We start from the raw sequence: 10,968 nt of genomic DNA, 5'->3' as shown, positions 1-10,968 counted from the left end.
GTAGCGTAGCCCGGTCATCGCGCCTCGTTTGGGACGAGGAGGTCGCAGGTTCGAATCCTGCCACCCCGACAAAAAGCCTTTTAACTTCATTGTTAAGAGGCTTTTTTTATTACTTTTATTTAATATTATGAAAATTGGTTTAGCTCTTTCTGGTGGTGGCGCAAAAGGTATTGCTCACGCAGGCCTAATTAAAGCTTTAAATGAACGCAAAATTCAAGTGGATAAAGTCGCAGGTACTAGTGCAGGTGCATTAATAGGGGCTCTTTTTGCGGCAGGTATAGAAGTTGAAGTTATTTTTGATTTTTTTAAAAGTTCTAACTTATTCCATCCTAGTAAATTTGCTTTTGGACAGCCTGGTTTTATCAAATCAAACGTATTCATTGAGCATATAAGTTCTTACATACCTTTAGATTCCTTTGAATCCTTAAAGATTCCATTAATTGTCACCGCAACAGATCTCAATAATGCTAGATTAAAAGTCTTTGATTCTGGAGAACTATATTATCCTATACTTGCTAGCGCAGCATTTCCAGGTGTATTTACTCCGGTTAGTATTGAGGATAATACTTATATCGATGGTGGCGTTATAAATAATTTTCCTATAGACTTATTAGATGATTGTGATATAAAATTAGGTAGTTACGTTAACAAAGTTGAATTAGTGGATAAAAAAATGAAGCATTCCTATGATGTTGCTGGTAGAGCTTATTCGATAAGTCAATATCATCGTGATTCTTCTAAGTTTCATGTTACTGATTTACTTTTCGAACCAGATAATTTGCACAATTTTGGTCTTTTTAGTTTTCGTTCACTGCGTAAGATTTATGATATAGGATATGAAAATGCGTGTAAAGTATTAGATTCTTCTAATTTACTTAAATAATTTTATCATATCGCTTTCGCGAAAGCGATCAATAAAGTCTCACTAGAATTAATCATTGCAACTATACTTTAATTCCATTATTCCGTAACTTGCGGTAAAGCTTTATGGAATGCAAAGAGATCTGCAAAATTTGAGGAAAAACTATGTAAAAGGAGCCCTTGTTGATGATAAGGTTCCCATGGATCCGTTCCAATTATTTGATCAATGGTTTATAGAAGCCAAAGAACACTTATCGATTGACGAGGCTAACGCAATGAGCTTGTGTACTATTGGGCTTGATGGGTATCCTAAAAATAGAATTGTATTACTAAAAGAAATTGAAAAAGGATGTTTTCTTTTCTACACTAACTATAATTCTGAAAAGGCAATAGCTATGGAAAAAAACCCATCAGTCTCTCTACATTTTTTCTGGCCAGCTCTTGAAAGACAAGTTATTATTAAGGGAGATGTTTCTAAAGTTTCAAGAGAAAAATCTGCAAATTATTTTAAAAGTAGACCACGAGGTAGTCAACTAGGTGCTTGGGCAAGTGATCAGAGCAGTAAAGTACCTTCAAGAGAATTTCTAGAGCAAAAATTATTATCATTTGAGCAAAAATTTGATAATAAAGAAATTCCTCTTCCAGAGCATTGGGGTGGATATTCAGTAACTCCTATTTCATTTGAGTTTTGGCAAGGAAGACCCAATAGGTTACATGATAGGTACTTATTTGAAATTAAAGCTGATAAATGGATTTCTAAACGCCTAGCTCCATAATTTTATGAAAAGACTTATTCTAATAAGACATGGTAAATCCAGTTGGGAACTTAACGTGCGAGATCATGATAGAGTGTTACTAGAAAGAGGAATTAATGATGCACACTTGATAGGTAAGCACCTTGAGACAGTTTCAGTAATCCCAAATGAAATATGGAGCAGTACGGCTGCTAGAGCGCTGCAAACGGCAATTCTAGTTTCAGAATATGTTAATTATAAATTAGACAGATTTAAGTTGAAAAGAGAACTGTATACCTTTGACAGTTCTGAGTTAATTCAACAAATTAAATCTTGTACTAATGATATAGAGTCATTAATGTTATTTTCTCATAACCATGGACTCACTGACGCTGCAAATATCTTAGGTTCTCAATATTTTGATAATGTGCCTACAACTGGGGTAGTCATTATTGAATTTCCAGTTGATAACTGGTCCCAAATTAAAAAAGGTCAGACAATCACCCATTTTTTCCCTAAAAATTTAAAATGATCCAAAAATATTTTAATAGAGAGTTAAGCTGGTTAAGGTTTAATAATCGTGTATTACAAGAAGCAGCAGACGTAAATGTTCCTTTAATTGAAAGGTTACGTTTTCTGGGAATATTCTCAAATAACCTTGATGAATTTTTTAGAGTACGATATGCAACTATTCAACGTATTCTAAGAGCAGGAAAGAACGCCACTAAGTCTTTAGGTGGAATTACTGCAGCAGAACTACTGGATAAAATAACAAGAGAAGTTATCCTAGATCAAACGAAGAGTTTCGAAATTCTCAACCAGTTAGAAGAAGAATTAAGAAATGAAAACATCATCGTTGTAGATGAAACTGAGATTCTACCAGAACATGAGGATTACATTAGAAGTTATTTTAATAATGAAGTCAGTCCAGCACTAGCAACGATAATGCTTAACGATCATACTGAATTCCCAACACTTAGAGATGGATTAGGATACCTAGCAGTACGTATGGTGATGAAGGACAAGAGTCTTCCCGTGAAGTATGCACTCATTGAAAAACCTAAATCCCTTAATCGTTTCATTGAGTTGCCAGCTCTTGAAAATGATGATAAACAATATATCATTCTCCTCGATGATTTGATTAGAGATAGAATGCATTACATTTTCAATATATTTGATTATGAGCACCTTGAAGCTCACATGATTAAAGTAACTCTAGATGCAGAGCTAGATATAGACATAGATCTCAAAAAGAGTTTGATTGAAAAAATAAGTCGTGGTGTAAAGGATCGTAAAGATGGTGATCCAGTGCGATTTGTTTACGATAAATCCATACATAAGGACACGCTGGAGTTTATCATGAAGAAAGTAGAAATCGACGATACTGATTCTATAATTCCTGGTGGACGCTATCATAATAGAAGAGATTATTTAAAATTTCCGTCGTTAGGAAGGAAGGATTTACTTTATGAAAAAAGAATTCCTTTACCTATAAAGGGAATCTCAATGCGAGGTAGTTTACTTGAGATGATTTCTCAGCGCGACATTTTACAATATGCTCCATATCATACTTTTTCAAATACCATTAAATTTTTAAGAGAAGCAGCTCTTGACCCTAAAGTTCAATCGGTGAAAATTACAATTTACCGACTTGCTGAAGTTTCTCAAATAGCTGCATCCCTTATAAATGCTGCTAAAAACGGAAAAGAAGTTACAGTGTCCATCGAGCTGCAAGCACGATTTGATGAACAGGCAAATATTAATTATGCAGAGTTGATGCAGGAAGAAGGCGTAAAACTCATATTTGGCGTGCCAGGTCTCAAGGTTCATTGTAAGGCTTGTGTTATAAATAGGGAAGAAGATGGGAAGTTAGTGCGTTACGGATTTATATCAACCGGTAACTTTAACGAGGCAACGGCCGGAATTTATACAGATTATACTTTATTCACTGCAAACAAGAAGATTCTTAAAGAAGTTGATAAAGTCTTTGATTTCTTTGAAGTGAATTATAAATTGTACAGATACAAGCACTTACTCGTTTCTCCTCATACCTTGAGAAATGGTTTAGAGAAGAAGGTTCGTCGTGAGATCGCTTTCGCGAAAGCGGGAAAAAAAGCACATCTCAGAATGAAATTAAATAGCTTCTCTGATTTTAAAATGATTGATTTATTCTATGAAGCCTCAAACGCAGGAGTTCAAATCGAATTGATCGTGCGCGGAATTTGTTGTTTAATTCCAGGAGTAAAAGGAATGAGTGAGAATATTACAGTCATCAGTATAGTGGATAAATATCTTGAGCATCCACGAGTGTATCAATTTCATAACGATGGTGCTACTGAAGTTTATATTTCAAGCGCAGATATGATGGGAAGAAATCTAGATAGCCGTGTGGAGATTGCCTGTCCTATATACGATGAGGCAGTGAAAAAGGAAATTCTTGAAACCTTAGATATATGCTGGAATGATAATGTAAAGGCGAGAGAAATATGCTCAAATCAAGCAAACTTATACGTCTCTAATGAAAATAAACCAGTAAGATCGCAATTTGCGACTTATGATTATTATAAAAACCAATTGTAATATATGAGCTTTAAAATTCATAAATATGCCGCTATAGATATAGGTTCCAATGCGATACGATTATTAGTAGCATCAGTTACTCTATTTGATAATGAACCACCGGTTTTTAAAAAAACAAGTCTTGTACGTGTGCCTATTAGACTAGGTCAGGATGTTTTTACTACTAAAAATATAGGAGAAGTGAATATAGGAAGAATGCTAGACAGCATGAAATCCTATTCTTTACTCATGGATGTACATAAAGTAGAGAAGTATAAGGCTTATGCCACAAGTGCCATGCGCGAGGCAGATAATGGAAAAGAAGTGGTCAAGCTCATTAAGAAGAAAACGGGAATTGAAATAGAAATTATAGATGGTTCGCACGAGGCTGCCATTATTGCTATGACTGATTTACATTCTATAATAGACAGTAATAAAGTCTATTTATATGTAGATGTAGGTGGTGGAAGTACTGAGTTTACACTTTTTGCAAATGGTGAAGCGCTAGCATCTCGCTCTTTTAAAATAGGAACTGTAAGGTTGCTTAACGATATGGTTACTAAGAAACTATGGTCTGAGGCAGAGGAATGGATTAAAGAAGTCTGTAAGCCATTTCCAAAAATTGAACTCATAGGTTCTGGTGGAAATATCAACAATATCTATAAGTCTAGTGAAAAAGCTACAGGTAAACCTTTATCCTATTTATACCTGTCTAGTTATTATGAAAAACTTCAATCATATACTTATGAAGAACGTGTATATTTCTTAAGCCTTAATCAAGATAGGGCAGACGTTATCATACCGGCATGTCGTATTTATTTAAGTGCCATGAAGTGGAGTAGAGCAAAAAACATACTTGTTCCTAAAATAGGACTTACGGATGGAATCATAAAATCTATTTTTAATGCCGATAATCGATAAAAGCAGAAGTTTTGCTTAAATTTGATTTCTAAATGAATAACTCTGTTAACTTTGTTAACTTAATAAATACAAAATGAACAAATTTTTACTTTTAATCGTTTTTATCACAGCATCAACGATGTCATTTGCACAATCTGGTGATAACGTGCATTACGGATTTAGAACAGGTTTAAATTATTCTTCTCTTGAAGGTGATAATATCGATCTAGACAGCCGTATAGGTTTTCACGCAAGTTTCTTTGGTGACATCGCTGTAAGTTCTAACTTTTCTTTAGTTCCTGAAATAGGAGTATCTGCGCTAGGTGCAAAAGCTGACGAAATTAGATTAGAATCTGGTGATAACGTAAAACTTAAGACCAACTGGTTACAAGTAACTGTTCTTGCAAAAATCAATCTAGGAGATCGTTTGTTTATTCAATTAGGACCACAAGCTGGTGTTAATGTAGGAGAACGTGATAATAATGATTACTATAATTATGACTTTGCTGCCGTTGCAGGATTAGGTTATAATTTTAATGAGAACTTTGCGGTTGATTTAAGATACGGTTATGGTTTATCAAATATTTTTGATAGAGAATTTGGTGAGGTTAACGAAGCGAATAATAGATATTTCCAAGTAGGTATCGCTTACAAACTATAATAACTAATTACATATTATATAAAAAAAAGACCTCAATTGAGGTCTTTTTTTATGCTTATAATTCTAGGTCAAAACCTCTACGCAATAAATCTATCGCAGGATTCTTCTCTACTAGCTTGAGAAATTTCTCATGATCAGTGTAAGCATATTTTTTCTCAACTGCTTTATCTACGTGGATTTCAAGCTCTATGTTATAATTACTTAATGCAGCTTTTACATGCTCTAGAACTTGCCCTTGAGCTTTTTCAAGATCTTCCTTCATAGAAAGATTAGGATAACGTAGGACTAATTTTTCTCCTTCAAGTTTAGGAGTGTCTGCTTCCATTATGGATGCTAGAATTAATTGACCTCTTTCACGCAAATGCGCTGCATAAGAAGACCAAGTGGCTTGTGCTTCTTCCTCAGTAAATTTCTCTTCGGGTAATGACGCTGCATCTACTTCTTTATCTGAATGTTTAACAACATGTGCCTTTTTAGCACTAATGGCCTGTAAGGATAGTCCACTTACTTGGTTTTTACGTTTCTCTAATAAAGCTCTTCGAGCTTCTTCAAGATTTTTAGAACCATTTGAACTTACAGGAGCCGGATTTACAATCACCTTCTCATTAATGGCAGGCGCCGCAGTCTCTATATTCTGTTTCTTATCTACAGGTTGTGCTACAATTTCTTCAGGCTTAACAGCTACAGGAATTTCCTTTTCAGAAATTTCAGGAATTGATGTCGGTGTTTCAGCCTCTTGACTTTGTTGAGGCGTTGTTGCCACTGGACTATTTTCGGCTTTAACAGGTGCTTGATAAGTGCTCGCTTGCTCAGCGGCTTGAGGAACTTGAGTAAAACTAGCCGCGGGAATGATGTAGTTTACATCATTTTTTTTTTCTCCATCGCTAAGGATAGAGGCAAGTTGCATTAAGCAAAGCTCAATGTGTAGTCTAGGATTGCGACTGCCTCGATATTTAAAATCGGCATCATTACTTAGGTTGATGGCTTCTCTTAGGAATTTTAAATCTACTTTGCGAGATTGCTCAGCATATTTAATTTTTACATTATCAGACACGTCTAGTAAATGAAGCGTGCGCTCATCTTTACAAACCATAAGGTCTCTAAAGTGAGATGCAAGACCAGCAATGAAATGATGACCGTCAAAACCTTTAGACATGATCACATCATAGTCCACAAGTAACTGCGGTATATTGCCTTCAATAATTAAATCTGATATATTGAAATATGTTTCTCTATCGAGAACATTTAAATTTTCTGTAACCGCTTGAACCGTTAAGTCTTTACCAGAAAAACTAACCACTCTATCAAATATAGACAACGAATCTCTCAATGCACCATCTGCCTTTTGAGCGATAATGTGCAGTGCCTCATCATCTGCAGTGATTCCTTCTATAGCTGCGATGCGTTTTAAATGACCTCGCATATCTGCCACCGTAATGCGTTTAAAGTCAAAAATCTGACAACGCGATAGGATGGTAGGTATAATTTTATGCTTCTCAGTAGTTGCTAATATAAAAATAGCATGTGCTGGTGGCTCTTCAAGAGTCTTTAAAAAAGCATTAAAGGCAGCCGTGGAAAGCATGTGCACCTCATCAATAATATAAACCTTGAATTTCCCTACTTGTGGTGGAATACGCACTTGTTCAGTAAGACTACGTATATCATCTACAGAGTTGTTTGAGGCCGCATCAAGTTCAAAAATGTTAAAAGCAAAATCCTCATCAGGATCGACCTCTTCATTTTGTTGATTGATTTTTTTGGCTAGAATACGGGCGCAAGTTGTTTTACCTACACCGCGTGGTCCCGTAAATAGAAGTGCTTGTGCCAGGTGATTGCTCGCAATGGCGTTCTCCAGCGTCTTTGTAATAGAGCTTTGTCCTACTACATCTTCAAAAGTCTCGGGTCTATATTTTCTAGCAGATACTATAAATGGCTCCATCGATTCAAAGATAAACGCCTCATTAATTTTGGCACTTATTTATCGCATATTATTTCACAGAATTATCAACAGGGATCTCATAAATTAAAGTAGTTTTGCAATAGCAGGTCGCTCTATCGTTCCGATTTAATCGGGAAGGAAAGTCCGGGCACCATAGGATAGTATAACGGTTAACGGCCGTCATTTTGTTTTCGCTTTCGCGAAAGCGAGATAGGACCAGTGCAACAGAAAGAATGTACAGGTAATGCTGTAGTGAAACCAGGTAAACTCTATACGGTGAAATGTTGCGTATATCAGAGCTTGAGCACGATCCGTGCGATTCTGAAGGGTAAACAGATGGAGGTTGCAAGTAATTGTAATCCTAGATAAATGATAGAGAGTCCCGATCTAATCGGGATTACAGAATCCGGCTTATAGACCTGCTTTTTTACCTTACCCATTGAATCATACCAGGATCGAAGAAATATACGGCAGATCCAGGATAATGGTTGTCTAAGTCCATAGTTAATGTGTCTCCCGAAATTGTAATTCTACTGGCTATAGGTTCCAACATTTGCTGTTGAGTCCACGGATAATAATCAATCAATAGATATTCAGCATTGTTATTAGTACTATCCGTAAAGATTTTATAGTCTAAATTTTCGTTACAATGCCAATCGTAAATCCAACCAGGTTGGTTACCAGGAGTTATACTATTAAAATTAGGTACACATGTCGTAAAGACGCTATCAGCTGTTATAGTCATAACTTGATCACCACGATGATAGTAAAACTCTTCAATATGAACTCTATTTTTATATAAGTGCCATACTCCTTGAATAGGGTGAACTGGTACATTGTTATTTTGTAATCCTGGATCTATAGATTCACTATCACAAGCTATAATGGCCATTAAAATTGGGATGATTAATAAATACTTTTTCATGGTAAATTATTTATATAATGTGAAAGAATCCGGCTTATAGACCTGCTTTTTTATCTTACCCATTGCAGAACTCCAGGATTAATCGCGTAAGACCATTGCGCTGGATATTGATCTATAAGAGTCATAGTTAAAGTATCTCCTGAGATTTCAAATCTTCGTCCGTTTAGAAAATAGGGACCAAGCTGATTGAGTCTATCAAAATCGAATAAAAAATATTCCACATTATTATTGTCTGTAAAAATTTTATAATCTACTTTTTGATCACACCGACCACTATATATTGTATTGAACCCAGTATTAGTACTACTATAAATATTATGAAAGTTGGGAATACAAATTGTAAATACACTATCAGCAGTTATATTCATGACTTGATCTCCTCGATTATAATAATTAATATCATCTAATAATTCATTTTTATATAAGTGCCATTGTCCCTGAATAGGATGAACGACGATATTATTATTTTGCAGTAATCCAGAATCAATCGTTTCATTATCACAAGCTATAATTGCCATTAAAATTGGGATGATTAATAAATACTTTTTCATAATACCGTAATTTCTTATAAAAATAGGATATAACAAATTCATCAACAAGTATTTAATAAAAAATCTCATACCTCATCCCATATCCCTCATATTGTAGACTAAAGACCTATGAAATGTACGCTCACAAAAGTCTTCATACTTTCTACTCAAAACTTAATACTTAATATGATACTTTTGCCACCGCAAAAACTCCATCATGATTACAGTAGAAAATATAGCCGTAGAATTTAGTGGAACCACTCTTTTTAGTGACGTTTCATTTGTGATTAACCCAACAGATAAAATCGCACTGATGGGGAAAAACGGTGCTGGAAAATCTACGATGATGAAGATCATCGCTGGTGAGCAAAAAGCCACTCGAGGTCATGTGCGTACTCCAGGAGACACAGTAATTGCTTACTTACCACAACATCTACTTACTGAAGATGATTGTACCGTTTTTGATGAAACTGCCAAAGCTTTCAAACACGTCTTCTCCATGAAAAAGGAAATGGATGAGCTCAACGAGGCACTAACGGTGCGCACAGATTATGAAAGTGCCGAGTATATGGGAATCATTGAACGAGTTTCAGATCTAGGTGAAAAATTCTATGCACTAGAAGACGTAAACTATGATGCCGAGGTTGAAAAAGCACTCAAAGGTTTAGGGTTTAAACAAGAAGATTTCACGAGACAAACCAGTGAATTCAGTGGTGGATGGCGCATGCGCATTGAACTTGCCAAAATTTTATTGCAAAAACCAGATTTGATATTACTAGATGAGCCTACAAACCATATCGATATAGAATCTGTGATTTGGTTAGAAGATTTTCTTGTCAATAAAGCCGACGCTGTAATGGTGATCTCACACGATAAAGCATTTATCGATAATATCACTAACCGCACTATTGAGGTGACCATGGGACAAATCCATGATTATAAAGCGACGTACTCGCATTACCTAGTATTGAGAGCAGATCGCCGTTCTCACCAGATTAAAGCCTATCAAGAACAACAAAAATTCATAGCCGATACTAAAGATTTCATAGAACGCTTCAAAGGAACTTATTCTAAGACTAATCAAGTAAACTCGAGAGAGAAGATGCTGGAAAAGCTTAAAATCATAGAGATTGATGAAGTAGATACGAGTGCTTTAAAGTTACGTTTTCCGCCATCACCACGTTCTGGAGATTATCCAGTAACGGTTAAAGATGTGTCAAAATCTTATGGAGATAAAGTTGTTTTTCAAGATGCAAATATGTCTATCGCTCGAGGCGAAAAGGTATCCTTTGTAGGCCGTAATGGTGAAGGAAAATCTACGATGATAAAAGCAATTCTCAATGAGATTGAAGTAGAAGGAACTTGTCAACTAGGTCATAATGTAAAGGTTGGTTACTTTGCTCAAAATCAAGCAGCCTTGCTGGACACAGAGCTTACCATATGGCAAACGGTTGACGAAGTTGCTCAAGGTGACGTGCGCACACAGCTTAAAAATATCCTAGGTCGTTTTATGTTTAGTGGTGATGACCTTGAAAAAAAAGTAGGAGTTCTTTCTGGTGGAGAAAAAACTAGACTAGCGATGGTGAAGTTATTGCTGGAACCAGTAAACTTATTGATTCTTGATGAGCCTACAAATCACCTGGATATCAAGTCTAAAGATGTTTTAAAAGAAGCCCTATCTACTTATGATGGAACGTTAATCTTAGTTTCTCACGATAGAGATTTCTTGCAAGGATTATCTGAAAAAGTATTTGAGTTTAAAAATCAGCGTGTGATTGAGCATTTTGAAACTATCGACGCGTTCTTAGAAAGAAATAGAATTAAAAATATCGCCGATATTAATTTGATGGGATAATTAA

At 35.5% G+C, this 10,968-nt stretch carries 10 protein-coding genes and 1 other RNA gene; 8 read left to right on the top strand and 3 right to left on the bottom strand.

Annotated features, from left to right (window positions below; genetic code table 11):
- Positions 1-127 precede the first annotated feature (127 nt).
- The 6 genes from ACSHWW_RS07615 to ACSHWW_RS07590 all read left to right on the top strand — a co-directional run bounded on the left by ACSHWW_RS07615 (position 128) and on the right by ACSHWW_RS07590 (position 5,715).
- Positions 128-883, top strand: a complete 756-nt coding sequence (locus ACSHWW_RS07615) for a patatin-like phospholipase family protein (RefSeq protein ID WP_435681834.1) — start codon at positions 128-130, stop codon at positions 881-883.
- Between the two features lie 109 nt (positions 884-992).
- A complete protein-coding gene (gene pdxH, locus ACSHWW_RS07610) occupies positions 993-1,637 on the top strand; it encodes a pyridoxamine 5'-phosphate oxidase (protein WP_435681833.1) in 645 nt (214 codons plus the stop codon).
- 4 nt (positions 1,638-1,641) lie between these two features.
- On the top strand, positions 1,642-2,127 hold the full coding sequence (locus ACSHWW_RS07605) for a SixA phosphatase family protein (RefSeq protein WP_435681832.1): 486 nt from the start codon (positions 1,642-1,644) through the stop codon (positions 2,125-2,127).
- The gene (gene ppk1, locus ACSHWW_RS07600) at positions 2,124-4,175 is read left to right on the top strand and encodes a polyphosphate kinase 1 (RefSeq protein WP_435681831.1); all 2,052 of its coding nucleotides are present in this window, start codon (positions 2,124-2,126) and stop codon (positions 4,173-4,175) included. The genes ACSHWW_RS07605 and ppk1 overlap by 4 nt, the downstream gene beginning before the upstream one ends.
- A gap of 3 nt (positions 4,176-4,178) precedes the next feature.
- Positions 4,179-5,075: a Ppx/GppA phosphatase family protein gene (locus ACSHWW_RS07595; protein WP_435681830.1), complete on the top strand. Its 897-nt coding sequence runs from the start codon at positions 4,179-4,181 to the stop codon at positions 5,073-5,075.
- Between the two features lie 73 nt (positions 5,076-5,148).
- Complete coding sequence (locus ACSHWW_RS07590; RefSeq protein WP_435681829.1) at positions 5,149-5,715, top strand: porin family protein; 567 nt, start codon at positions 5,149-5,151, stop codon at positions 5,713-5,715.
- A 55-nt stretch (positions 5,716-5,770) separates the two neighbouring features.
- Here the strand turns inward: ACSHWW_RS07590 and dnaX are convergent, their stop codons facing one another.
- On the bottom strand, positions 5,771-7,654 hold the full coding sequence (gene dnaX / locus ACSHWW_RS07585; protein ID WP_435681828.1) for a DNA polymerase III subunit gamma/tau: 1,884 nt from the start codon (positions 7,652-7,654) through the stop codon (positions 5,771-5,773).
- Positions 7,655-7,754: 100 nt separating this feature from the next.
- Here dnaX and rnpB point away from each other — a divergent pair.
- Positions 7,755-8,084, top strand: an RNA gene (gene rnpB, locus ACSHWW_RS07580) — RNase P RNA component class A.
- Here rnpB and ACSHWW_RS07575 read toward each other — a convergent pair.
- Positions 8,082-8,546 (bottom strand): hypothetical protein, encoded by a 465-nt coding sequence (locus tag ACSHWW_RS07575; RefSeq protein ID WP_435681827.1) that lies wholly within the window; start codon positions 8,544-8,546, stop codon positions 8,082-8,084. The two genes, rnpB and ACSHWW_RS07575, sit on opposite strands and share 3 nt — an antisense overlap.
- Before the next feature lie 83 nt (positions 8,547-8,629).
- Positions 8,630-9,130 carry a hypothetical protein gene (locus tag ACSHWW_RS07570; RefSeq protein WP_435681826.1) on the bottom strand — a complete coding sequence of 167 codons (501 nt, stop codon included), beginning with the start codon at positions 9,128-9,130 and terminating at the stop codon, positions 8,630-8,632.
- Between the two features lie 196 nt (positions 9,131-9,326).
- On the opposite strand from ACSHWW_RS07570, the gene ACSHWW_RS07565 reads away from it, so the two are divergent.
- Complete coding sequence (locus tag ACSHWW_RS07565; RefSeq protein ID WP_435681825.1) at positions 9,327-10,964, top strand: ABC-F family ATP-binding cassette domain-containing protein; 1,638 nt, start codon at positions 9,327-9,329, stop codon at positions 10,962-10,964.
- Positions 10,965-10,968: the final 4 nt, after the last annotated feature.

The organism is Nonlabens sp., assembly GCF_051251825.1.
Lineage (GTDB): Bacteria > Bacteroidota > Bacteroidia > Flavobacteriales > Flavobacteriaceae > Nonlabens.
Note: the sequence above shows the minus strand (reverse complement) of the source record. Positions and strands in the feature narration are given on the sequence as shown.

Bases quoted from the DNA above. Each gene is read 5' to 3' on its own strand.
- ACSHWW_RS07615 (WP_435681834.1), top strand. From the start codon at position 128: ATGAAAATTGGTTTAGCTCTTTCTGGTGGTGGCGCAAAAGGTATTGCT.
- pdxH (WP_435681833.1), top strand. From the start codon at position 993: ATGCAAAGAGATCTGCAAAATTTGAGGAAAAACTATGTAAAAGGAGCC.
- ACSHWW_RS07605 (WP_435681832.1), top strand. From the start codon at position 1,642: ATGAAAAGACTTATTCTAATAAGACATGGTAAATCCAGTTGGGAACTT.
- ppk1 (WP_435681831.1), top strand. From the start codon at position 2,124: ATGATCCAAAAATATTTTAATAGAGAGTTAAGCTGGTTAAGGTTTAAT.
- ACSHWW_RS07595 (WP_435681830.1), top strand. From the start codon at position 4,179: ATGAGCTTTAAAATTCATAAATATGCCGCTATAGATATAGGTTCCAAT.
- ACSHWW_RS07590 (WP_435681829.1), top strand. From the start codon at position 5,149: ATGAACAAATTTTTACTTTTAATCGTTTTTATCACAGCATCAACGATG.
- dnaX (WP_435681828.1), bottom strand. From the start codon at position 7,654: ATGGAGCCATTTATAGTATCTGCTAGAAAATATAGACCCGAGACTTTT.
- ACSHWW_RS07575 (WP_435681827.1), bottom strand. From the start codon at position 8,546: ATGGCCATTATAGCTTGTGATAGTGAATCTATAGATCCAGGATTACAA.
- ACSHWW_RS07570 (WP_435681826.1), bottom strand. From the start codon at position 9,130: ATGAAAAAGTATTTATTAATCATCCCAATTTTAATGGCAATTATAGCT.
- ACSHWW_RS07565 (WP_435681825.1), top strand. From the start codon at position 9,327: ATGATTACAGTAGAAAATATAGCCGTAGAATTTAGTGGAACCACTCTT.